This is a genomic window from Pseudoalteromonas sp. Hal040 (assembly GCF_037162425.1).
Lineage (GTDB): Bacteria > Pseudomonadota > Gammaproteobacteria > Enterobacterales > Alteromonadaceae > Pseudoalteromonas > Pseudoalteromonas gelatinilytica.
Window position 1 is genome coordinate 2,815,001 of record NZ_JARLUU010000001.1, and the last position, 23,247, is coordinate 2,838,247.

General features: G+C 42.1%; 21 protein-coding genes and 1 rRNA gene (1 of these 22 running past the window's edge). 5 read left to right on the forward strand and 17 right to left on the reverse strand.

Features of this window, described 5'->3' with window-relative positions; translation table 11 throughout:
• Both P4S60_RS13090 and P4S60_RS13095 read right to left on the reverse strand, forming a co-directional pair.
• Positions 1-281 (reverse strand): 16S ribosomal RNA (locus tag P4S60_RS13090) (it extends 1,260 nt beyond the left edge of the window).
• 619 nt (positions 282-900) lie between these two features.
• The gene (locus P4S60_RS13095) at positions 901-1,758 is read right to left on the reverse strand and encodes a tetratricopeptide repeat protein (RefSeq protein ID WP_337116220.1); all 858 of its coding nucleotides are present in this window, start codon (positions 1,756-1,758) and stop codon (positions 901-903) included.
• Positions 1,759-1,841: 83 nt separating this feature from the next.
• On the opposite strand from P4S60_RS13095, the gene P4S60_RS13100 reads away from it, so the two are divergent.
• A complete protein-coding gene (locus tag P4S60_RS13100; RefSeq protein WP_337116221.1) occupies positions 1,842-3,155 on the forward strand; it encodes a M20 metallopeptidase family protein in 1,314 nt (437 codons plus the stop codon).
• A 1-nt stretch (position 3,156) separates the two neighbouring features.
• Here P4S60_RS13100 and P4S60_RS13105 read toward each other — a convergent pair whose 3' ends face one another.
• The 4 genes from P4S60_RS13105 to pomA form a co-directional block, all read right to left on the reverse strand.
• Positions 3,157-5,064: a DNA topoisomerase III gene (locus P4S60_RS13105; protein WP_337116222.1), complete on the reverse strand. Its 1,908-nt coding sequence runs from the start codon at positions 5,062-5,064 to the stop codon at positions 3,157-3,159.
• A gap of 66 nt (positions 5,065-5,130) precedes the next feature.
• Complete coding sequence (locus P4S60_RS13110) at positions 5,131-5,607, reverse strand: hypothetical protein (RefSeq protein ID WP_188731011.1); 477 nt, start codon at positions 5,605-5,607, stop codon at positions 5,131-5,133.
• Between the two features lie 135 nt (positions 5,608-5,742).
• A complete protein-coding gene (locus P4S60_RS13115; protein ID WP_063702266.1) occupies positions 5,743-6,666 on the reverse strand; it encodes a flagellar motor protein MotB in 924 nt (307 codons plus the stop codon).
• 3 nt (positions 6,667-6,669) lie between these two features.
• Positions 6,670-7,437, reverse strand: coding sequence for a flagellar motor protein PomA (pomA, locus tag P4S60_RS13120; RefSeq protein WP_063702264.1), 768 nt, complete (start codon positions 7,435-7,437; stop codon positions 6,670-6,672).
• A gap of 272 nt (positions 7,438-7,709) precedes the next feature.
• Between pomA and xseB the strand changes: the two genes are divergently transcribed.
• The 3 genes from xseB to dxs all read left to right on the forward strand — a co-directional run bounded on the left by xseB (position 7,710) and on the right by dxs (position 10,796).
• On the forward strand, positions 7,710-7,952 hold the full coding sequence (gene xseB, locus P4S60_RS13125; RefSeq protein WP_054552565.1) for an exodeoxyribonuclease VII small subunit: 243 nt from the start codon (positions 7,710-7,712) through the stop codon (positions 7,950-7,952).
• 4 nt (positions 7,953-7,956) lie between these two features.
• Entirely contained in the window at positions 7,957-8,844 is an 888-nt protein-coding gene (gene ispA, locus P4S60_RS13130; RefSeq protein ID WP_063702262.1) for a (2E,6E)-farnesyl diphosphate synthase, read from the forward strand.
• An 89-nt stretch (positions 8,845-8,933) separates the two neighbouring features.
• A complete protein-coding gene (gene dxs, locus P4S60_RS13135; RefSeq protein ID WP_337116224.1) occupies positions 8,934-10,796 on the forward strand; it encodes a 1-deoxy-D-xylulose-5-phosphate synthase in 1,863 nt (620 codons plus the stop codon).
• Positions 10,797-10,856: 60 nt separating this feature from the next.
• Here dxs and P4S60_RS13140 read toward each other — a convergent pair whose 3' ends face one another.
• The 10 genes from P4S60_RS13140 to glyA form a co-directional block, all read right to left on the reverse strand.
• Positions 10,857-13,943, reverse strand: coding sequence for a diguanylate cyclase domain-containing protein (locus tag P4S60_RS13140; protein WP_337116225.1), 3,087 nt, complete (start codon positions 13,941-13,943; stop codon positions 10,857-10,859).
• A gap of 33 nt (positions 13,944-13,976) precedes the next feature.
• Entirely contained in the window at positions 13,977-14,462 is a 486-nt protein-coding gene (locus P4S60_RS13145; RefSeq protein WP_054562659.1) for a phosphatidylglycerophosphatase A family protein, read from the reverse strand.
• On the reverse strand, positions 14,459-15,433 hold the full coding sequence (thiL, locus tag P4S60_RS13150) for a thiamine-phosphate kinase (RefSeq protein WP_337116226.1): 975 nt from the start codon (positions 15,431-15,433) through the stop codon (positions 14,459-14,461). Before thiL ends, P4S60_RS13145 begins: the two co-directional genes overlap by 4 nt.
• A gap of 44 nt (positions 15,434-15,477) precedes the next feature.
• Positions 15,478-15,888 carry a transcription antitermination factor NusB gene (gene nusB / locus P4S60_RS13155; protein ID WP_105180229.1) on the reverse strand — a complete coding sequence of 137 codons (411 nt, stop codon included), beginning with the start codon at positions 15,886-15,888 and terminating at the stop codon, positions 15,478-15,480.
• 15 nt (positions 15,889-15,903) lie between these two features.
• Positions 15,904-16,368, reverse strand: a complete 465-nt coding sequence (gene ribH, locus P4S60_RS13160) for a 6,7-dimethyl-8-ribityllumazine synthase (protein ID WP_036966328.1) — start codon at positions 16,366-16,368, stop codon at positions 15,904-15,906.
• A 105-nt stretch (positions 16,369-16,473) separates the two neighbouring features.
• The gene (gene ribBA / locus P4S60_RS13165) at positions 16,474-17,589 is read right to left on the reverse strand and encodes a bifunctional 3,4-dihydroxy-2-butanone-4-phosphate synthase/GTP cyclohydrolase II (RefSeq protein WP_337116227.1); all 1,116 of its coding nucleotides are present in this window, start codon (positions 17,587-17,589) and stop codon (positions 16,474-16,476) included.
• Positions 17,590-17,631: 42 nt separating this feature from the next.
• Complete coding sequence (locus P4S60_RS13170) at positions 17,632-18,285, reverse strand: riboflavin synthase (protein WP_063702246.1); 654 nt, start codon at positions 18,283-18,285, stop codon at positions 17,632-17,634.
• Positions 18,286-18,289: 4 nt separating this feature from the next.
• Complete coding sequence (gene ribD / locus P4S60_RS13175) at positions 18,290-19,429, reverse strand: bifunctional diaminohydroxyphosphoribosylaminopyrimidine deaminase/5-amino-6-(5-phosphoribosylamino)uracil reductase RibD (protein WP_337116229.1); 1,140 nt, start codon at positions 19,427-19,429, stop codon at positions 18,290-18,292.
• A 2-nt stretch (positions 19,430-19,431) separates the two neighbouring features.
• Entirely contained in the window at positions 19,432-19,881 is a 450-nt protein-coding gene (gene nrdR, locus P4S60_RS13180) for a transcriptional regulator NrdR (protein WP_054552576.1), read from the reverse strand.
• Positions 19,882-19,989: 108 nt separating this feature from the next.
• The gene (gene glyA, locus P4S60_RS13185) at positions 19,990-21,246 is read right to left on the reverse strand and encodes a serine hydroxymethyltransferase (protein ID WP_063702242.1); all 1,257 of its coding nucleotides are present in this window, start codon (positions 21,244-21,246) and stop codon (positions 19,990-19,992) included.
• A 292-nt stretch (positions 21,247-21,538) separates the two neighbouring features.
• Between glyA and P4S60_RS13190 the strand changes: the two genes are divergently transcribed.
• Positions 21,539-21,907 carry a hypothetical protein gene (locus P4S60_RS13190; RefSeq protein WP_063702240.1) on the forward strand — a complete coding sequence of 123 codons (369 nt, stop codon included), beginning with the start codon at positions 21,539-21,541 and terminating at the stop codon, positions 21,905-21,907.
• 43 nt (positions 21,908-21,950) lie between these two features.
• On the opposite strand, the gene thrC is transcribed toward P4S60_RS13190, so the two are convergent.
• Positions 21,951-23,234, reverse strand: a complete 1,284-nt coding sequence (thrC, locus tag P4S60_RS13195) for a threonine synthase (RefSeq protein ID WP_337116231.1) — start codon at positions 23,232-23,234, stop codon at positions 21,951-21,953.
• Positions 23,235-23,247 lie beyond the last annotated feature (13 nt).

Consider the following 23,247-nt stretch of genomic DNA (forward strand, 5'->3'; position numbering starts at 1 on the left):
CGTCGCCTTGGTGAGCCATTACCTCACCAACTAGCTAATCCCACTTGGGCTAATCTTATGGCGTGAGGCCCGAAGGTCCCCCACTTTGGTCCGTAGACATCATGCGGTATTAGCAGTCGTTTCCAACTGTTGTCCCCCACCATAAGGCATATTCCCAAGCATTACTCACCCGTCCGCCGCTCGTCAGCAGAGTAGCAAGCTACTCTCTGTTACCGCTCGACTTGCATGTGTTAGGCCTGCCGCCAGCGTTCAATCTGAGCCATGATCAAACTCTTCAATTAAAAGTTTTTTTGAAACCGAAGTTTCGTGCTCAATGAATTCTGAATTTTGATATCTTTCGATATCGAATTGACTGTGCTGAAACAAGTAAACTTGTTTCCGTTGGTCACTCAGTTCAATTGAGACTCTAAATTTGTTTGCGTTACTTAGTAAACTAAGCTTCGCTGTTAGAACTCAATCTGCACGAGTGCCCACACAGATGATTGCTTTATATTGTTAAAGAACGTTGCGACGTTGTCGCTAGGGATGCGTATAATACATCCTTAATTTTTCGAGTCAACACTTAATTTCAAACTTTCTTTTTAGACCGTTTTAAACCGAAGTTTTACTTAACTCTCTGTCACTTTGTTCAGCGCTTTTCATTGCTGCCCGCCGTGTCAGTGGATGCGCATTATAGGGATGCGAAGAATTAACGCAAGCACTTTTTGTAGAAAACTACTAAAAACTTACCTTTCGCGCAAAAAACAAGCTAAAAGCAGTAAAAAACACAGTTTACTGTACAAAATACAGTCAACTTTTCTCGAGAGGATCTTAAGTATTATCGAAATTAGGTAATACGCAAGTTTTTAAATAAAAAAAGCGCCACTATTTTTAATGGCGCTTTTATCAATCAACTCTGAATTAGTACAAGATACTATATAACTTACGGCGATACTTAGATGCCAAGGCATCGCCATCAGGTAAAGAAGCGATAATCTCTAGATAGGTTGGTTTTGCATCTGCGTAGTTAAGATCTTTTTTAAGTATATTAAATAACATCTCTAAAGCTTCTTCTTTACGACCCGCACTATTAAGCGCATTACTTAGTTCTACTTTTATCTCTAAATCATTTGGGTATTTTTCAACTTTATCTTGCAGTGCTTTTATTTCTGGTGAATCTGTTGCAGCTAATGCTTGTTCACATTTTGCTTGAATATTTGTGAAATACGCATCACGTTCATTTTCTGCAACCGAATCTAATAATGCTTGTGCATCTTCTAATTTATGAATTTGAATACAGATATCAGCTAAAACTAACTTTACACGCGTATGGCTTGGATCTAACTCGTAAGCTTGCTTTGCATAATTAAAGGCATTATTTAAATCTTGATTAATTAACGCTTGTTTAGCTTGCTCTAATAATAACTCGTGCTGTGCTGGTAAATGTTTTGCAAGGGCATCACGAATTTGCTGTTCTGTTTGAGCACCCGGTAACATATCGACAGGTGCAGAATCTTTTAACATCACAAGCGTTGGTAATGCTTGCAAACCAATTTGTTGAGCAAGTTGCCCAGCAAGAGCTTGCTCAATATCACAATCTAATGTTGCTACCAATAAATGCTCACCATATTCATGTGCGATTTTTTCTAAAATAGCAGCTTGTTGATGACACTCAGGGTTTTGCGCAGAGTAAAAAGTAAGTAACACTAATTTTTCAGCGGATGTTTCACCCAAAGCTTGCTGCAAATTTTGCGGGGTAAGATTTATCATATTATTCATTTGATTGATTGCACTATATAAGTATTTAGGTTTTTATATAGTGGCAAACATAACAATTACAAGTCCCACAGGTCGAGGTCATTATGAAATTATCTGCTATTTCTGCAGCTTTATTACTTCTTAGTCCATTCGCACAAGCAACAACACTAGATTTAAACCTTCAACAAACTATGCCTGAGATTGAAAAGCTCTATTTAGACTTGCATCAATCTCCTGAACTGTCGTACCACGAAAAACAAACAGGCCAAAAGATAGCAAAGCAATTAAAACAACTAGGCTTTACTGTTACAGATAATGTAGGGGGTTACGGCGTTGTTGGGATTTATGAAAATGGTGATGGCCCTACAATTATGATCCGCACTGATACTGACGGATTACCAATTGTTGAACAAACCGGTAAGCCTTACGCTTCTAAAGTAACAGTCACTAATGATACGGGTGCAACTGTTGGCGTAATGCATGGTTGTGGTCATGATATTCACATGAGTTCATTTATTGGCACAGCACAACAGTTAATGACCCACAAAGATCAGTGGCAAGGTACACTAATGATGGTCGCACAACCCGCAGAGGAAGTAGGCGGTGGTGCAAAAGCAATGCTTAGAGAAGGGCTCTTTACTAAGTACCCTACCCCAGACCATGTTATTGGGTTACATGTAAGTGCGAGTGTTCAAGCTGGTAAAGTCAGTATGAAAACTGAATATACGATGGCAAGTGTTGACTCTGTTGATATTACTGTAAAGGGTAAAGGCGGTCACGGTGCCTATCCTCATACAACAATAGACCCTGTTGTGATTGCTTCGCGCATTGTATTAGCACTACAAACAATTACGAGCCGCGAATTGTCACCATTAGAACCGTCAGTTATTACTGTTGGCTCAATTCACGGTGGCTCTAAACACAATGTCATTTCGGATGAAGTAAAACTACAACTTACACTGCGCAGTTATAACCCTGAAGTTCGTTTACAACAAATCGCGGCGATTAAACGAATTTCTAAAGGCATAGCATTAAGTGCTGGCCTTGATGAAAGCTTAGCACCTGAAGTCTATGTACATGAAGACGAATCAATTCCTTCAACTTATAATAATCCAGCTCAAACCAACCTAGTGCGTTCAGCAATTGCTAACGCTATTGGTGAAGAGAATGTACTTGAAACTGAAGCTGTAATGGCTGGTGAAGACTTTGGTCTTTATGGTCGTACAGAGCAGCACGTACCAATTACTTTGTTTTGGTTAGGTGGTGTTGAACCGAGTCAATATGATGCAGCAATGCAATCAGGCGCAACATTACCTTCATTACACTCAAGTAAGTTTGCGCCTGATTACAAGAAGGCGCTCCCTACTGGGATTACAGCAATGAGTAATGCCGCGGTTGCCCTATTCAACAAAAAATAGTTTAGGCTGACTTGGCTCTAGGCTTTGCTTTTCTTTTAAAACGTCGCTTTTGCGGCGTTTTTGGTAATTGGCCGAATACTTGGCTGTCGCACTGCTTGGCTTGCTCAACTAAAGCATGCAGCTCTGCTAGTAATGGCGTTAAAAACTGCTGATAACTCATATGTTGCTCAGCTATATTCCCTAACGACGCTTCCCACTTAGCTGTTAAGTCGGGGCTAGCAAGCTGCTCTGGTAATGTACTTATGAGAGCTTTACCTGTTGCGGTAGCTAGAATGTTTTTACCCTGACGTTCCAAAAAGCGGCGCTTGAATAAAAGCTCAAGAATACCTGCCCGTGTAGCCTCAGTGCCTAAGCCATCAGTTTCTTTAAGGATCTTTTTAATTTCAGGGTCTTTCACATAGCGGCTGATGCCTGTCATAGCACTTAATAAGGTCGCATCAGTAAAGTGTGCTGGCGGTGTTGTCATTTTATCTACCACGTCACCTTGATTACAATGCAGCTGCTGACCTTTTTCAAGTGGCGGTAAGGTCTGCTCATCTTTTAACTCGGTTTTACCCATTAATGTTTTGAAGCCTAAGCTAACATCTTGCTTAGCCGCAGCTTTAAAAAGCCCACCCGCAATTTCGACTGTGACTTTGGTTTCGTTAAATACATAGTCTGGATAAAACTGAATTAAATAATGACGACAGATCAACCGATAGATTTTTTGTTCATCACTATTTAATGATGCTGAGCGAAGTTGTTTTTCGGTAGGAACAATAGCGTGGTGAGCTGCAACCTTGCTGTCATTAAAACATTTACTCCGCTTACTCATATCGGCTTGCTTGCAAGCTTCACTTACTTGACCTTCATTATTAGTGATGGCGGCAATAATCCTCGCTGCATCTCTATGATGCTCTTTTGGTAAATAGCGGTTATCTGAACGAGGATACGTAATTAACTTATGACGCTCATACAAGCTTTGACAGGTATCTAGCACCTTTTGTGCTGGCATTGAAAACGCCTTTGCCGCATCAATTTGTAAAGCTGATAAGTTATAAGGCAGTGGCGCTTGTTGCTTTTTTTGCTTTTGTTCAAGCTCAACCACTTTAGCTGGTTGATTAGTTATGCGTGACACAACATTTTCAGCAAGCCCTCTATGTAATACCCGCCCTTCCTCATCTTGATAAGGTTCACATGCTTTACTTGGCTGCCACTTTGCAGAAAATGCTTGATGCTGAGTTTCAAGATGAGCTAATACTTCATAAAAAGGTTTCGCTACAAAGTTAGCTATTTCATTATCACGATTAACGACTAAACCTAAAATAGGTGTTTGGACACGACCTACTGATAACACATTACCAAATCCAGCTTTTTGCCCAGCAAGCGTATAAGCGCGAGTTAAATTCATGCCAAATAGCCAATCTGCACGTGAGCGAGCTAAAGCAGATACACTCAAGGGAATAAAATCGCGATTCGACTTTAAGTTATTCAGTGCTTTTTTCACTGCACTTAAGTTTAAGTCGCTGATTAATAGTCGTTGAATTTGCTGTTTTTTAGCTTGGCTTAATCTGACCTGTTCAATTACCTCATCAACCAATAACTGGCCTTCGCGATCAGGGTCGCCAGCATGAACAATTATGTTTGCCTGCTTAATTAGCTTTTTTAATACAGTAAGTTGTTTGCGTGTTTTTGCTTTAGGTTTTAATTGCCATTGTTCTGGCACGATAGGTAAGTGCTCAAATTGCCACTTTTTAAAACTTGCATCGTAATCATCTGGCTCTGCTTGTTCAAGCAAATGACCAATACACCAAGAAACACAATCACCATTAGCAAGCTCTATATAACCATCCTGTTTTTTTTGTGGTTTAGGCAATGCATCTGCAATGGCTCGCGCCAAGGACGGTTTTTCGGCAATGTAAAGTTTCATAACGCAACACTAAATACTGTTTTTATAAACAGTAGTCTAGCACAAGAATTTTAACTAAGGAATGACTTACGTCTGCGGGCTACGTCGAGTAAAAAGGTAAATGAGGGGTAGATAACAGACAACCACTGTACCAACGTTGATTAAAGGCAATAGCGTTTTATACATATAAGTGCTGTACGATAAATCCCATAGGTGGCGGTCGACTAAACGAAACAATTGCAAAATGGGCGCCATTATAACAACAAGTTGCCCCAAAGCACTTTGCCATAAATAGACTTTATCTTTAATACCTAAGTAGGCAATCACAGCCATCCAAGCAATATCATTAAACGCCCAAACAACATAGCGCCACACATAAATATCATCAAATGCTTTTAAAGCTGAATAAATAAGAGTTCCGTATAGGAAGAAAGCGGCTGTGATAACAGCAAAGTAAAATGCAGGCCAATCTTTGCGAAGATAAAATACAAAAATAGCCGGGCTCAGAATGAACACCCAGCTATGATCCAATGTCACAATGACAGAGTCAATCCAATGAGGCAAAGTTAATCGCCTTGTGTTTTACCATCATCATTGTCATCGCCACCGCCGCCATTACCTGGCATATAGCTGTACTTATCAACTTTTTTCATTTTTATACTCCATTACATGTGTTAATGAAGTTTCACTTTAATTGATTTACGGCCTTACATCAATAGGGTCAGATTCGTGTGCTTTACCTTGCATGATAGAGATTTCAACACGGCGATTTCGTTTACGATCTTCATCAGTCACATTAGGTACAAGGGGCCGTGTTTCAGCATGCCCTACCACGACCATTCGTGACTTATCAAAGCCCGGGGCTTTTTCCATTTCACTGGCGACTGCCACTGCGCGTTTTGATGATAAATCCCAGTTATTCGTGTAAAGCTCATTCGATACTTGGAAATCATCAGTGTGTCCTGACACGGTAATTTCGCCCGGCACATCTTTTAACAACGTGGCAATATCACGAATAATCGGTTTAAATTTTGGTTGTAAAAATGCACTGCCAGACGGGAACGAACCATTTTCTCGAATGCGAATAATAATTTGTTGACCTAATGACTCAAGCTCAATCGCCCCATCCATTATTTGCTGTTCTAGCTGCTGGGCAATTTTCTTAACAAGTTCATTTGTTTGTTCTTGATCAGCCGCAGAAATTGACTGTTCCAAGGCTTGTTGCTGAGCCGTACTTTGAGACTCACCACCACGCTTGTTACCGCGCTGTTCTTGTCGACCACCGGCAGAGCTTTCGTCGCCGGCCTGAAACTCAAGCATTTGCTGCGTCATTTCTACGGTTTGTTGTTGAATCGTTTCAATTGGAGTGGGTTCAGGCTTACCAGGCGTGAACTCCATGGCAATGACTGAGGTTCCTTTAGGAATATCTTTTACTTCTATTTTATTTTGTACACCGAAAGCAAACTTCATAGAGCCGGCAATTTGCTTGAACTTCAGTACATCCATTTCCGAGAAGGCTAGTAAGAGTACAAAGAAGCACATTAATAGTGACATTAAATCTGCGAAAGTTCCCATCCAAGCAGGTAAGCCAGGAGGTGGGCATTTGCACTCTTGATCAGACATACCCTACTCCTCGGTATCAACTTTACGTTTTGATTCGGCTAAGTAGTTTTTCAAGATACCTTCAATCACTTTCGGGTTTTGACCATCTTGAATACCCAGTACTGCGTCGAGAATTAAGCGTTGGTTAAGCGCTTCCTCGTCTTTACGCAGCTCTAGTTTTACCTGAATAGGAATAGCAACAACGTTTGCTAAGAAAGCACCATAAAGTGTTGTTAAAAGAGCAACCGCCATTGCAGGACCGATTGCTTTTGGGTCATCCATGTTTGATAACATAGCAACCAGACCGATCAGTGTACCGATCATCCCCATCGCTGGAGCGATATCGGCGAGGGACTTAAATAAGCCTGCACCAATTTCATGGCGAGTAGCAGTAAGGGAAATATCTTTTTGCAGTGTAGCTCGTACCACATCAGCATCATGGCCATCCACTAACATATCAACCCCTTTACGCATAAAGCCGTTTGGGATTTCGGCTTCTTCTAATGCTAAGAAACCACCTTTACGTGCTGAGTCAGCTAATTCTACTGCTTTTTCGATTAATTCTTCTGGCGATTCAATTTTGAACATAAAGGCTTTTGCAGCGACCTTACCAATGCCCAAAAATTGCCCCATAGTGAAATTCGATAATACGATAAAAATCGAACCACCAAATACAATGACCACCGAAGGCGTGTTGTAAAACATTGCAACTTGGCCGTCACTACTTAACACCATCGACATAGCAATTAAGCCTATGGCACCAAGAATACCTATTATGGTTGCTAAATCCACATACCCCTCCAGAGCAACAATTACACGACACCCATAGGCATCAAATTTTTATTATTAACTGCTTATCGGCAAGCAATTGAAATACTTAAATCATTAAATGAATTAATTTTATTTTAATGTAAGATTTTTAAGCTACAAGTTTAAGCTGTATCTAAAACCGTAAAAATAGCATATTGAAAATGGATTATGCGTAAAAAAACACATCATTCTTTGACCTAGTTTAGCATTCCCCCTAAAATTGGCCTCACTTTCTAACAGCTATCGAGGCCACAATGGCAACAAAGAAACCAGAAAACTTAAGCTTTGAAGAAGCACTGGATGAATTATCTCAAATTGTTGCACAAATGGAGCAAGGTGAACTGTCGCTAGAGCAGTCACTCAAACAGTTTGAACGCGGCATTGCGTTGGCAAATGCTTCATCTGGTAAGTTACAACAAGCCGAACAAAAGGTTGCCATATTAATGGGCAACGATAGCCAAGCGCCTCTTAGCAATTTTGATTCAAATCTGGACTAATTAAGTGCAATTAAAAGAACAACTACAACGCGCTCGAGAAGACGTTGAAGCACATTTAAATCGCTATTTCGAACGACCACTTAATACCGAAAAAACCATCAAAGAAGCCACGCATTATGGGGTTTTAAATGGTGGTAAGCGCTTACGTCCTTACCTTGTTTATGCAACTGGCCGAATGATGGGCGCAGACAAAGCCGATCTTGATATTCTTGCCGCTGCTATTGAGTGTATTCATAGCTACTCATTAGTCCATGATGACCTACCTGCCATGGATGATGATGACTTAAGACGTGGCCGTCCTACCTGTCATATTGTTTACGGGGAAGCGCAAGCAATACTTGCCGGAGATGCATTACAAACACTGGCATTTGATTTAATCGCCAACCATCAATTTGCAGTTTCAGCTACGCAACAAGTAAAAATGATAGCCTCGTTAAGCAAAGCCTCAGGTATTGAGGGTATGGTAGGTGGACAAGCACTGGATATCGAAGCGACCGATAAACAAATTACTGTTGAACAGCTGGAGCGCATTCACCAGCTAAAAACAGGCGCATTACTTAATTGCGCAATTACACTTGGTGCGTTGTGTGCTAAAAATTGCGATGAGCATACCCTCGCGCAATTAAACCTATTTGGCCAAGCAATAGGACTGGCTTTTCAGGTACAAGACGATATCCTTGATGTAGAAGCTGATACTGAAACATTGGGTAAACCACAAGGTTCAGATATTGCAGCTAATAAAGCAACTTACCCTGCATTATTAGGTATGGCTGGCGCAAAGCAAAAAGCACAAGATTTACTGGCTCAAGCTCATCAAGCTCTTGAGGCAATTGATTACGACACCAGCGAACTGGCGAGCCTTGCAAGCTATATCGTTGAACGTAATTATTAATGCCTACAAAAGAAAGACAAAATAACTAAAAAATCAGAGCAGCAATGGGCTATAATGCACTCTGGTTAGCGAAGGATGTATAAAAAATCATGACACTTGATAGTAGCAAGTATCCATTATTAAGTTTGGTTGACGAACCAGCACAACTGCGTGATTTAGCGCAAGACAAGTTACCTGCGTTTAGTAAAGAGTTACGCGAATACCTACTTAACTCGGTTTCGCAAAGTAGTGGTCACTTAGCATCAGGTTTAGGCACTGTTGAACTAACCGTTGCGTTGCATTATGTTTATAACACTCCTGAAGATCGTTTAGTATGGGATGTGGGTCATCAAGCATACCCGCACAAAATCTTAACGGGTCGCCGTGACCAAATGCATACTATTCGTCAAAAAGACGGTTTGCACCCTTTCCCATTCCGTGAAGAAAGCCCTTACGACACTTTCAGTGTAGGCCATTCGAGCACCTCTATTTCGGCTGCCTTAGGCATGGCCATTGCCGCTGAAAAAGAAGGTAAAGATCGTAAAACTGTAGCGGTTATTGGCGATGGTGCGATTACGGCGGGTATGGCATTTGAAGCGATGAATCACATGGGTGATGTAAACCCTAACGTGTTAATTATCTTAAACGATAATGAAATGTCGATTTCAGAAAACGTAGGTGCACTAAATAATCACTTTGCTCGTATTTTATCTGGTAGTTTCTACACCAATATTCGTGAAGGCAGTAAAAAGCTGCTTTCAGGTTTACCGCCAGTGAAAGAACTTGCTAGCCGCATGGAAGAACACTTAAAAGGTATGGTCATTCCAGGCACGTTCTTTGAAGAATTAGGCCTAAACTACATCGGCCCAATTGATGGTCATGATGTAAATATGTTGGTTGATACCTTACGTAATATGCGTAACCTTAAAGGCCCGCAGTTACTGCATATTAAAACGCAAAAAGGTAAAGGTTATAAACCAGCTGAAGCGGATCCAATTGGTTACCATGGCGTACCAAAATTTGATCCGAGCATGTCAAAATTACCAAAATCAAAACCAGGCGCTGCCACATTCTCAAATGTGTTTGGTGACTGGTTATGTGATATGGCAGCACAAGACGACAAGCTAATGGCAATTACCCCAGCGATGCGTGAAGGCTCAGGCATGGTACGTTTTTCTAAAGAGTACCCTGCGCAATACTTTGATGTGGCGATTGCAGAGCAACATGCTGTAACGCTTGCTGCTGGCTTTGCATGTGAAGGTTTGAAGCCTGTTGTTGCTATTTATTCAAGCTTTTTACAACGTGCGTACGATCAACTTATCCACGATGTAGCATTACAAAACTTACCTGTTTTATTTGCTATTGACCGTGCTGGTATTGTTGGTGCTGATGGTGAAACTCACCAAGGTGCTTATGACTTAAGCTTTATGCGCTGTATTCCTAATATGGTTATCATGGCACCAAGCGACACGAACGAGTGCCGTCAAATGCTTTACACTGGTTACCAATGCAATCAACCTGTCGCTGTTCGTTACCCGCGTGGTAGTGCAGGCACATGTGAGGTTGAATCAACCATGAGTGCGATTGAAATTGGTAAAGCGAGAAGCATCAAACAAGGTAGCAAAGTGGCGATCTTGTCGTTCGGTACGCTGCTAGAGAACGCCAAAGTAGCTGCAGAAGCGCTTAACGCAACAGTCATTGATATGCGCTTTATCAAACCTCTTGATACTGACGCTATCAGTGACTTACTCGGCAGCCATAATGTGATTGTTACCTTAGAAGACAACGCCATTGCAGGCGGTGCAGGTTCTGCTGTTAATGAATACTTAGCTGCAATCAAAGCGGATGTGACTATCTTAAACTTAGGTATTCCAGATGAGTTCATTAAGCATGGTACGCAAGATGAAATGCACGCCGAAATGGGCCTAGATGCAAATGGTATCTTAACTCGCATCAAAGAGTTCATGGCTTAAGCCAAACAGCATTCACAAAAAAGGAGCCTTAAGGCTCCTTTTTTAATACCAATAGAAACGCTAGCGCATCCAAATTTTAATATCGGCTAGGCCATTAGCTTGTAGTGCACTAAGCTGCTGGTCAACATTGTTGCTTTGCTCGAACTCAAAGGCATCTAATTGCTCGTCAAAGGTAATGTTTGCTACACCATCGCCACCGCGCTTTTTCACTTGATGCAGTGCAATATCAGCTAGGTTAACTGAGGTTTCCCAACCAATAACTTGGCCACCCAGTAAAGGTAATGGGTAGAAAGACCAGCCAATCGACGCAGTAATGGTGGTCGATTCTCCATTCGGTAATCTAAATGGGTTTGCTGCAATTGCTTCACATAAATCGGCCACATAATTGTCTATCGCTGTGCGTTTGAAGTCACGTAGTAAGAGTAAAAACTCATCACCACTCCAACGCGCAACATAGTCAGAACCTTGAGTACGACTATTCAATAAAGTCGCCATTTGTTGTAAACAGCTATCGCCAGCAAGGGGGCCATACGCATCATTAATGCGGCTGAAGTTATCAAAGTTAATTATTAATAGCACTAGCGACTTACCCTGCGCTTGCAATGACTGCGAGTTACGCTGGAAGTGTTCGATATCTTTAGGGAGCTGATCAAACAAGAAGCGGCGACTACGTAACCCTGTAAGCTCATCTGAGTGACTAACTAACTTAAGCTGTGAATTCACTTGGTTAAGCTTATCGTTGGCTTCTCGAAGCTCTACGGTTCGTTCTGTTACTAAGCTTTCAAGCGCTAATTGCTTACGTTTCTCTTGCGCTCTAAATACCCAAAATACAAGGTAGAACAGTAAAATAAAGCTACTGGTGATCAAGAGTCTAAAATAAATAGTCTCATCAAAACGGCGCGGTACTACAAAGCTGTACTCAGTACGACGTGCTTTTTGCCAATCTTCACCACGACGCTTTGCTTCAAGTTGGAATAAAAACGACCCCGGCGGTAAGTTAGTATAAATTGCCTCACGACGAGTATTGGCATAACGCCAATCACTGTCTAAGCCACTTAAACGGTAGCGGAACTCGATACTTGAAGGGGCATAATAGTCAATCGCGGTGTATTTTAACGTTACATCGCGTTCATCAATTTGCAGCTGTGGTTTATCACCTAAGGTTGCGGTACTTAAATGACGAAGCGGCGTGATCAAGCTTTCAATACGTGGCTTAAGTGCTTGAACACCAAAAAGCTCAACGCTCTTAGGTATTTCTACCACACCTTGTAAGCTTGGGTACCAAATAGAGTTACCCGTGTCTGCTACAGCATCGTGGCCAAGGCCGGCACAACACTGACTGGCTTTACCATCTAGTTGGCGGTCAAACGATGAAATCACTTGTTCTACTTTTAAGCTCTCGATATCTGTACCAAACTGCTCTACCGGCATGCGGTATACGCCTTTCATGGTGCTGACCCAGATACGTTTTAATTGCTTATCGTAAACCAGACTAAAAATAGAGCCATAAGGTAGACCATCGGTCGCATCTAACTGACGCCATTGGCCTTTGGTACTGCGATAAAATAAACCATCGTTAAGTGAGCCAATTAATATTCCCACCCCTTCAATATTCAAAATACTGGTGACGTAAGCACTTTCTAAGCTGGTTTGGTCGCCAATTTTTTCAATACCGCGGTCGGTAAAGTAATACGCCCCTTTACTGGTACCAATTAGGCCAAAGTTTTGCTCATCCAGAACGTAGGTAATAAATTTACTACTTAAGAAGGCATTGTATGCAAAAGGTGTTAAACCACCATAACTTAAGCGATACATTCCGCGGCCTGTACCGAGCCAAAAACCGCCTTTGCTAGAACGGCTAATTGCGAATACTGGGTTATCGCGCAGTGCTCGCCCTGGCACCGTATACAAGTTTTGGTTTTCGTAATAAAACACACCGCGGCCTGTTGCGATGTACAAACGATCACCATCAAATTGTAAGTCGTGTACCGCAGCTCGACCAAATTGATTACTCGGAATTTGATTTACAAAATTCTTGTTGTAATCGAAGTAGCCAACACCGGCGCGGTTAGCTACCCATAATTTGCCATCAGGTGCTTGGCTAATCGCCATCACCGCTTCGGTCATATTTGAGATAGCTGAGTGACGTTCAATACGCCCCTCGTGAGCAAGCCATAAGCCTTCACTGAAGCTTGCCAGCCAAATGTTATTTTGATTGTCACGGAAAATATCGGCAAACCAAATGCTTTGATCGAGCTGGCTTGGCTCAACCCATTGCCAATCCCCTGAGTTATCACGAAATAACAGTCGGCCGTAGGTCGAAATCCATAGCGCCCCATCGGAGTCACTCATAAATTTATAAACGGCAGAGTTACTCGCATTGGGCAGTGGGAATGGACGCAGCTCGTCATCTAAATCAAGAAAGTAGGCACCCAGCTCTGAGGCAAGGTATAAGTTACCTTCAAGCCACGCCATATCATGAATAATGGTTTGTGCTAAACGCTCAGGTAATGAAACCTTGGCAGTAAGCTCTAATCGTAATTTAGCAAAGTCAGATGAAGTATTGGTTAAACGCAATAAATGGCGCTCATTGACCAGCCAAATGCCTTCTGGTGACAATGCCATTTGACTCACCGAACCAACAATTTGCGTAATTGCAGTGGCATTAGATACCGGTACGATTAACGCTGAGTTTTGATTGAGTGTGACTTGATTTCGAGCAACATAATAAAGGCCGTTGGCCGCAATCCAGATGCTGCCTTTGGAGTCTTCGAGAATATCGCGAACCGGACCTTTAACGTTAAAGGTTTGCGACATCATGGTTTTAGGATCAAGGGTAACCAAGCCATTTTTGGTACCAACCCACAGTAACCCTGTGCTATCGACTAATAGTTTATTAATACCATTACTTGGTAGGAAGTCGCTGTTTTGCGTATTGAAGTTAGTGAAGGTGTTACCATCAAAACGGCTTAAGCCAAACTGAGTACCCAGCCACATATAGCCTTGCTCATCTTGAGCAATGCTTTTTAAAGATTGCGATGGCAAGCCATTTTGGATGTTCCACTGTTTGACCACATACTCTGTGATAGATGCAAACGCAGGCATGCTGCAAAACACCAACAAACAGACAACTAGAAATCGCATCATATACTTGCCACCAAGTAACACTTAACTCATCGTTTAAAAAGGCAAATAGCCTGCTTTAAACAAGGCTTGAACACAAATTAATGAAAAAATACCTGCTAAAATATCATCAGCCATGATGCCCAAGCCACCGTGTAAGCGTCTATCTAAAATTCGGATAGGACCTGGTTTAGCGATATCAAAAAAGCGGAACAATAAAAAACCCACCAACAGTGACTGCCAACTCAATGCAGCACCAATCATGGTGATATAATAACCAGCAACTTCATCCCAAACAATGGCTGGATGATCATGTACCCCTAAGTCATCTGCTGTTTTACCACATGCCCAAATACCAAACACGCTGATCACGATTGCAAACACAATCTGTAACCACAGTGGAAAGTACATCGTGGTGAAAATAAATGGCAAAGCAGCAAAAGTACCAAAGGTGCCAGGCGCTTTAGGGGCAAGGCCTAAGCCAAAACCCAAACCAAAAAATTGGTGCGGGCGTTTTAAATTGAATAAACGGTTACTGCTCAAACCGGCTCCTTCGCGAAGTGCTGAAAGCCCTTACCTTGATAGTTAAACTTTTCACCATCAAGTAATAGCTCAATCTCACCTTCGCCACTTTTAATTTGCCCAACACAACTTGCTTCAACACCATATTGGCGTAATTTCATATCAACCATGCTTTTATTGCTTTCAGGCACAGTAAACAGCAACTCATAGTCGTCACCATAATTTAGGATATAGTCAAATTGCTCAGCACGTGGAATCGACGAATTTAATGCATCAGAAACAGGCACTTTATCGACATTGATCACCGCACTAACTTGCGATAGCGCTAAAATATGGCCTAAATCTGCCAACAAGCCATCAGAAATATCGATAGCCGCAGAGGCCGCGCCTCGCAAAACCTGACCCGCAGCTACACGTGGCGTCGGATAATCAAAGCGATTATTTAAATAGCTTAAATGTTCAGGGGCAATATCAAGGTCTTGTTTACGGGCTTCAATAGCTACACCAGCATCACCTAATGGGCCTGTTACATAAATCCAATCGCCAACTTTAGCACCGCTACGGCGTAGTGCTTTGCCTTCAGGCACAATGCCTTTAGCGCAGATTGTAATGGTTAAAGGGCCTTGGGTGGTATCACCACCAATGATTTGCACATTGAAGTACTCTGCAATTTCATGCATACCTTCAGTGAACTCTTCAAGCCACTCTATATTTACCTCAGGCAAGGTTAAGCCAACCGAAATCCACGTAGGTTCAGCGCCCATTGCCGCAAGATCACTTAAATTAACAGCTAACGCCCGATGCCCAAGGGCACGCGCAGAGATGTCATCAAAAAAGTGTACGCCCGCAACTAAGGTGTCTGTTGTTACCGCCAATTGACAGTTTTCAGGCACAGTTACTAAGGCACAATCGTCACCAATACCTAGGTTCACATCACGGCGAATAATGCCACGCCCCTTAAAGTAACGATTGATTAATTCAAATTCCTTCATACACAAAAAAGCCGGCCCAAGCCGGCTCTCCTTTACGGGGCTACTTACTTACGCAGGTCTTTCACTGCTTTATCAAGTACACCGTTGACAAACTTATGGCTGTCTTCAGCACCAAACATCTTCGCAAGCTCAATGCCTTCATTGATTGCCACTTTGTAAGGTACGTCTTCACGGAATTTCAGCTCATAGGCAGACAGACGTAAAATTGCTTTTTCGACCATGTCTAACTCATCTGCTGGGCGTGCTAAATGTGGCGCAACGATTTCATCTAATTGCTTACAGTTAACAACAACACCGCGTGCTAGGTCTTTGAAATATTCGACGTCGATCTTAGTCACATCATTTTCAATTAACATTTGCTGTTCAATATCAGCAATTGGGTTACCGCTTAACTGCCAAGAGTATACGGCTTGAAGTGCTAAGATACGTGCTTTACGTCTTGCTGCTGGTTTCACAGAGATTCCTTAAACTTAAATTTTGTCTAACACATTAACCATTTCAAGCGCGCCTAAAGCAGCTTCGCCGCCTTTATTACCCATTTTGGTACCTGCGCGCTCAATTGCTTGCTCAATGCTTTCAGTGGTTAATACGCCAAATGCAACCGGGATATCATACTCAAGAGATACTTGCGCAAGACCTTTGTTTGATTCGCCAGCGACTAAATCAAAGTGTGGGGTACCACCTCTGATCACTACGCCTAAAGCGATGATTGCATCGTGTTCTTTCTTTGCTGCAACGCGTTTCGCTGCTAAAGGTAATTCAACGGCACCTGGTACGTAAACAACAGTAATGTCGTCATCAGATACGCCACCTGTGCGCTTAAGCTCATCAACAGCACCTGCTAATAGGCTGCTACCAATAAAGTCATTAAAGCGAGAAATGACAATGGCAAATTTTTTGCCCGGTGCGTATTTGTTACCTTCAATAATTTTCATTTAATAACCCTAAAAAATAAGTTTAAGCGGTTGCGATTGCGCAAAAATTACGGCGCATAATACCACAAAAATATAAAAGTAGCCTAGAAAATCTGTTTTCCCTAATTAAGAGCGCGGCTCAACGTAGTCAACCACTTCTAAGTGGAAACCAGATAGCGCATGGTACTTCTTAGGACGGCTCATTAAGCGCATCTTTTCAATACCTAAATCAGCCAAAATCTGAGACCCCACGCCCACTGTACGCGATGTACCTTGGAACTTACGATGACTGACATTTTCGCCCGCATCTTCAGCAGCAAACGCTTTAACGGTTGCTTCTAAGTCTTCAGTTGATTCTTGCTTACCTAAAATAACCAGCACGCCGCTGTGCTCAGCGATATAAGCCATTGCATCTGATAAGCCCCAGCTACGATCAGCACTTCTATCTGATAATAAAATGTCGTTAAAGGTGCTTTGTAAGTGAACACGTACTAGCGTAGGTTCATCTTTCGATACTTCACCTTTTTGTAAAACATAGTGAAGCTGACCATCAATAGTGTCTTTGTAGGTCACTAAATCAAACTCACCGTGATCTGTTGGCAGTTTACATTTAGCAACGCGCTCAATGGTGGTTTCGTTTAAGTTTCGGTATTCGATTAAATCTGCAATAGTGCCAATCTTTAAGTCATGCTCTTTAGCAAATATTTCAAGATCTGGGCGACGAGCCATGGTGCCATCTGCATTTAAGATTTCAACAATCACAGATGAAGGCTCAAGACCTGCTAAACGCGCTAAATCACAACCCGCTTCGGTATGACCAGCACGTGTTAACACGCCACCTGGCTGCGCCATGATAGGGAAAATATGCCCTGGTTGTACAATATCGCTCGGCACGGCACCTTTAGCAATGGCCGCTTGCACTGTACGAGCACGGTCAGCTGCTGAAATACCCGTTGTTACGCCTTTCGCTGCTTCAATCGACATGGTGAAGTTAGTTGAAAAAGCAGCCCCGTTATTTTTCACCATTAACGGCAAATCTAACTGCTGACAACGCTCTTGTGTCATTGTTAAACAAATTAAACCACGACCGTGTGTTGCCATAAAGTTGATGGCATCAGCACTAATGTGCTCTGCAGCGATGATTAAATCGCCTTCATTTTCTCTGTCTTCATCGTCCATTAAAATAACCATTTTACCGGCTTTAATGTCATCGATAATTTCTTGCGCGCTGTGTAAATTCATAATGTGCCCATGAGAGTATGATTAATAGTGACGTATCTTTACTTATTTAATAAAGCCAGCTTGTGCGAGCAAGCTCATTGATATGTCTGAACGGGAAGGTTGTTCGGCCCCTTTTATTAGGCGCTCTAAATAGCGAGCAATCTGGTCAACTTCTAAGTTCACCTGAGTCCCCACCTGAAATTCTGCAATCGTAGTTTGCTCAGCAGTATGCGGAACAATCGTCAACTTAAAGCGATTTTGCTCGACCTCGTTGACCGTTAAGCTAATGCCATCAATACACACCGAACCTTTGTACGGAATATATTTCATTAAATCGCTATCTGTACTTAGCCAGTACTCTGTTGCACGAGCATTCGGGCTGATACTTTCAACGGTCGCAATACCATCAACATGGCCTGACACTAAGTGTCCACCTAAACGAGAAATAGGTTGCATGGCTTTTTCAAGATTAACTGTTTGCCCTTTTTTGTAATGAGCAAACCCAGTTAAGCTGATGGTTTCGTTTGATAAGTCAGCACTAAAACCATCGCTATGTTTAGCGACAACCGTTAAACACACACCGTTGGTGGCAATACTGTCACCGAGCTTGACGTCTTTCATATCCAAATTAGCGCTTTGAATACGAATAGCTAGATCACCTTGCTTTTGTGTTAGTTCAACAATTTTACCTGTTGCTTCAATAATTCCAGTAAACATAGTGCTACTCTTTATTTTCAATGTGTGTGGCTTGCTTTGCTTTTACCGCTGTTAGGCGGATGTCGTCACCAATCATCACTGTATCAGTAAAGGTCAGTTCAGTGATATCACTCATCATGGTGACTTCTGCAAAGTTTAGTAAGCTTTTGCCCATATCACCTATTAACTTAGGGGCAATATAAACAATGTATTCGTCAATTAAATCTTGCTCAGCAAACACGCCAGCTAGGGTCGCACCTGCTTCGAGCCAAACATGATTAAATTGTAGTTCAGCAAGACGCTTTAAAACCGCCGATAAATCAACTTTATTATTAACTGCTGGCACTACTTCGTGTTTAACAAAGTGAGGCCACTTAGTTTGATTATCAAGCGACGTGGTAAAAATTATCACAGGGCCCTCGATGCTGAATAACGCAAGCTCAGGCGTTAACCTATTTTGTGAGTCAATAATGATTCGGGTAGGTTGGCGTAAAGGTAACGAGGTTGGCATGCTAAATGGCAACTCATCAACACGAACATTAAGTTTGGCATTATCGCTAATAACGGTGTCTGCACCGGTTAAGATAGCACAGCTTTGCGCACGAAATGCTTGCACATCTTGGCGCGCTTTAGGGCCTGTTATCCATTTACTTTGGCCATTATTGAGTGCGGTTTTACCATCTAAACTGCACGCCATTTTACAAGTTACATATGGCAATCCAGTTTCCATACGCTTTAAAAAGCCTTTGTTTAAATCACGCGCTTGTTGCTCAAGTAAACCAGATGCCACCTCAATGCCAGCATCGGCTAAAATTTGTAGGCCACGACCACTCACAGCAGGGTTTGGGTCAACCATAGCAGCAATCACCTTGCTAACACCCGCGGCTTTTAAACCTTCGGCACAAGGCGGAGTTCGCCCATAATGACTACAAGGCTCTAAAGTCACATAGGCAGTGGCGCCTTTTGCGTTGTCGCCAGCTACAGCCAAGGCATTCACTTCAGCATGGCCCTGCCCTGCGATTTGATGAAAGCCTTCACCGACTATTTCGCCATCTTTAACCAGTACACAGCCAACATTCGGATTTGGTGTCGTAGTAAAACGGCCGTGTTTAGCAAGCTCAATGGCACGCGCCATATAAGCAGTATCAAGCTCTGTGAATGACATGATTAATCACCTAAACGAGCGATTTCTTCACCAAACTCGCGAATATCTTCAAATGAACGATAAACCGAAGCAAAGCGTACGTAGGCCACTTTGTCGAGTTTCTTCAGAGATTCCATGATGCACTCACCAATCAAATGGCTAGAGATTTCACGTTCACCCGTGGCACGAAGTTGAGATTTAATGATGTTAACGACTTCGTCGACCTGCTCTGTGCTGACTGGGCGTTTCTCTAAAGCGCGATGCAAGCCATTCAGTAACTTGTCTTCATTGAATGGTTCGCGGCTACCATCTTGCTTGATGACTCTTGGCATCACAAGTTCAGCGCCTTCAAAGGTGGTAAAGCGCTCATGGCATTCGTTACATTCACGTCGACGTCTCACTTGATGACCACCGCCAACAAGTCGAGAATCAATTACTTTGGTATCTTTTGCTGTGCAAAAAGGGCAATGCATAAGGTTCAACTTCCGTTTATAAAAAACAAAAAAAGGCCGCTTAGTAAGCGGCCTTTATAATAGCAAAAAACAACGCTATTGTTATCTTAATTACGGTTTAACCAGTAATTAAGCGTAAACTGGTAATTTTTTACAGATAGCTTTAACTTTCTCTTTTACTTCTGCTTGTACAGACTCATCGTTGATGTTGTCTAGTACGTCACAGATCCAGCCAGCAAGCTCTTTTGACTCAGCTTCTTTGAAACCACGGCGAGTAATAGCCGGAGAACCAATACGAAGACCAGACGTTACGAACGGTGAACGAGGGTCGTTTGGTACTGAGTTTTTGTTAACAGTGATGTTTGCGTTACCTAGTGCAGCGTCAGCATCTTTACCTGTGATATCTTTATCGATTAGGTCAAGAAGGAATAAGTGGTTGTCTGTTTTACCAGAAACAACCTTGTAGCCGCGCTCTTGTAGTACTTCAACCATCGCTTGTGCGTTCTTAACAACTTGTGCTTGGTACGCTTTGAATTCTGGTTGTAATGCTTCTTTGAAAGCAACCGCTTTAGCAGCGATGATGTGGCATAAAGGACCACCTTGACCACCAGGGAATACAGCGCTGTTTAGCTTTTTGTAAATCTCTTCATCACCACATGCAGAAACGATTAGACCGCCACGAGGACCCGCTAAAGTTTTGTGAGTTGTTGTTGTAACAACGTGTGCGTGAGGGATTGGGCTTGGGTATACACCAGCCGCGATAAGACCAGCAACGTGAGCCATATCTACGAATAAGTATGCACCTACTTTATCAGCGATTTCACGGAATTTAGCCCAGTCAACAACGCCTGAATATGCTGAGAAACCAGCGATGATCATTTTTGGCTTGTGCTCTAATGCAAGTGCTTCAACTTGAGCGTAATCAATTTCGCCTGTTTCTTCATTTAGGCCGTATTGAATTGCATTGTACGTTTTACCAGAAAAGTTAACGTGTGAACCGTGAGTTAAGTGACCACCATGAGCTAAGCTCATACCTAGTACTGTATCGTGTGGCTGAAGAAGTGCTTGGAAAACAGCTGCGTTTGCTTGTGAACCCGCATGTGGTTGAACGTTAGCGTAGTCAGTGCCGAATAACTCGTTTGCACGGTCAATAGCTAGTTGTTCAACAACGTCAACATGCTCACAACCGCCATAGTAACGTTTGCCTGGGTAACCTTCAGCGTATTTGTTGGTAAGCTGAGAACCCTGCGCTTCAAGTACGCGTGGGCTACAGTAGTTTTCAGACGCGATCAGTTCGATGTGCTCTTCTTGACGAGCCGTCTCTTTAGTGATGGCTGCAAATAACTCTGGATCGAAATCCGAAATATTCATGCTACGTTCTAACATGGGGTCTCCTAAGGCAACGTGTATGGTGTTTTTTTGAAGGCTGTATTGTACGCTTAAAACGCACTTTTGCCTATCTTGTAAAGATGAACATATTTAAACAGGGATTGAATTTATTTCACAGTGTTTTAATAATGATATTTTTTTATTGATACATAACAAAAATTTATAAATTTAAAACATTTCATAGCTTTTTAAAATGTTATTTCAACAAAAAATAGCCCTGTTACATTGCGTTTTTATAGGGGCAAACTAAGCTTATAGGACTGGTCAATATCAAGGATGGTATAAGTTCATGTTAGCTAAACCAATATACGAATTAGTCCCCTACGGATACTTCTTTCTCGGCATCAGTTGTATCACATTAGCCAATGATTATGTGCCTACATTAATCGGTGTCATCTTATTTTTATTAGGTGCTAACATTTGGCGGATGCGTTCTGAAGCCAGAAGAACCGATCATTCAAGCCAGCGAGTTAAACAAAAAAAACTTCGCTATTACTATGAATTTAAACCTTTTATCATTTTTATTTCGGCATTCACTTTGATGCAATGGACACAAAATGAACTCGTCTCTGTGATCAGCATTTTGCTGTGTATTGCGGCTGGGGTCATTCTAAGTATGCGGGTTTTAAACCGTCATAGTCATTCGTTACTTCATTAAAGGCTTCATTAAAAAGAGCGGCTTAGCCGCTCTTTACTTGCTGTTATGCCAATTTATTTAACAGCTCAGTGCGAAGCAATTGATAATCAAACTTAATATCTTCTGCTAAACACTGTTTTGCTAATGCATCTGCCAGTGGTTTCGGCATAGGCAATTCGATGTCTAAAATTTGCTCTACGCTGTCTTTGAATTTAGCTGGGTGTGCAGTCGCTAAAAAGATACCTGCACTGCCACCAGCTAGATTTTCTTTCAAGCCCTGATAAGCAATTGCAGTATGAGGCTCTGCGATGTAACCGGTTTGATGAATTTTTTTCATCACCTCTTTTGTTTCTTCTTCACCTACACAGCTCGAATAAAAGTCATCATAGCTAAACCACTCGTTATCTAGCATAAATTGTACACGAGGCCAGTTATTCGGTTTACTCACATCCATAGCGTTCGATAACGACTCAAGCGTGTCATTTGGCGCCCACTCTTTGCTTTGTAAGAAACGTGGCACTGTGTCGTTTTGGTTAGTTGTAGCACTTAATTTCGCTACTGGCATACCAATCACAGCACCAATCATTGCAGCGCACACATTACCAAAGTTACCACTAGGTACTGAGATATGCGCTTTACTGCGTTGCTCTTTTGGTAATTGAGCAATCGCTTCAAAGTAATAGCACACCTGTGCAACTAAACGACTAATATTGATTGAGTTTGCAGAGTTTAGACCAAGCTTTTGTTTAACTTCATCGTCTAAAAAGGCTTGCTTTACCATACTTTGGCAATCATCAAAGCTGCCATCAACCGCATAGCAGTGAATGTTATTACCTAAAGTAGTGAATAGTTTTTGCTGCGCTAATGAAATTTTACCTTTCGGGTATAAGATCACGACATCGATATTAGGCTTATTATAAAAGGCATGGGCAACCGCCGCCCCTGTATCGCCTGATGTAGCCGTTAAAATCGTGACTTTTTCGCCCTGATTAAATTGCGCAAGACACTCAGCCATAAAACGGCCGCCAAAGTCTTTAAACGCAAGCGTTGGGCCATGAAATAGTTCAAGGCAATAAATGTCTTTTTCTACTTCAACTAATTTCACATCAAAGTTAAAGGCATTTTGCACCATCTGTGCAACGGTATCGGCAGGAAGCTCGTCACCAATAAGGTGCGATAAAATCTTGCTGCTACGGCTAACAAAGTCTAAATCAAGTAACGCATCAATGTCTTGAATTGGCGTAAGGCTATTAGGGAAGAATACACCTTGATTACGCCCTAAACCCGTTTTTACCGCTTCAACAAACGACACCTGTTGTGTTTCATCTTTTAAATTATGTAATTGCATGTTTATTCCTTAA

Excerpts from the sequence above, each read along its gene's own strand:
- P4S60_RS13190 (WP_063702240.1), top strand. The coding sequence starts at position 21,539 with ATGTTAGCTAAACCAATATACGAATTAGTCCCCTACGGATACTTCTTT.
- ribH (WP_036966328.1), bottom strand. The coding sequence starts at position 16,368 with ATGAAAATTATTGAAGGTAACAAATACGCACCGGGCAAAAAATTTGCC.
- P4S60_RS13095 (WP_337116220.1), bottom strand. The coding sequence starts at position 1,758 with ATGAATAATATGATAAATCTTACCCCGCAAAATTTGCAGCAAGCTTTG.
- P4S60_RS13140 (WP_337116225.1), bottom strand. The coding sequence starts at position 13,943 with ATGATGCGATTTCTAGTTGTCTGTTTGTTGGTGTTTTGCAGCATGCCT.
- nrdR (WP_054552576.1), bottom strand. The coding sequence starts at position 19,881 with ATGCATTGCCCTTTTTGCACAGCAAAAGATACCAAAGTAATTGATTCT.
- ribD (WP_337116229.1), bottom strand. The coding sequence starts at position 19,429 with ATGTCATTCACAGAGCTTGATACTGCTTATATGGCGCGTGCCATTGAG.
- P4S60_RS13100 (WP_337116221.1), top strand. The coding sequence starts at position 1,842 with ATGAAATTATCTGCTATTTCTGCAGCTTTATTACTTCTTAGTCCATTC.
- dxs (WP_337116224.1), top strand. The coding sequence starts at position 8,934 with ATGACACTTGATAGTAGCAAGTATCCATTATTAAGTTTGGTTGACGAA.
- thrC (WP_337116231.1), bottom strand. The coding sequence starts at position 23,234 with ATGCAATTACATAATTTAAAAGATGAAACACAACAGGTGTCGTTTGTT.
- P4S60_RS13115 (WP_063702266.1), bottom strand. The coding sequence starts at position 6,666 with ATGTCTGATCAAGAGTGCAAATGCCCACCTCCTGGCTTACCTGCTTGG.
- glyA (WP_063702242.1), bottom strand. The coding sequence starts at position 21,246 with ATGTTAGAACGTAGCATGAATATTTCGGATTTCGATCCAGAGTTATTT.
- P4S60_RS13170 (WP_063702246.1), bottom strand. The coding sequence starts at position 18,285 with ATGTTTACTGGAATTATTGAAGCAACAGGTAAAATTGTTGAACTAACA.
- P4S60_RS13105 (WP_337116222.1), bottom strand. The coding sequence starts at position 5,064 with ATGAAACTTTACATTGCCGAAAAACCGTCCTTGGCGCGAGCCATTGCA.
- xseB (WP_054552565.1), top strand. The coding sequence starts at position 7,710 with ATGGCAACAAAGAAACCAGAAAACTTAAGCTTTGAAGAAGCACTGGAT.
- ribBA (WP_337116227.1), bottom strand. The coding sequence starts at position 17,589 with ATGAATTTACACAGCGCGCAAGAAATTATCGATGACATTAAAGCCGGT.
- thiL (WP_337116226.1), bottom strand. The coding sequence starts at position 15,433 with ATGAAGGAATTTGAATTAATCAATCGTTACTTTAAGGGGCGTGGCATT.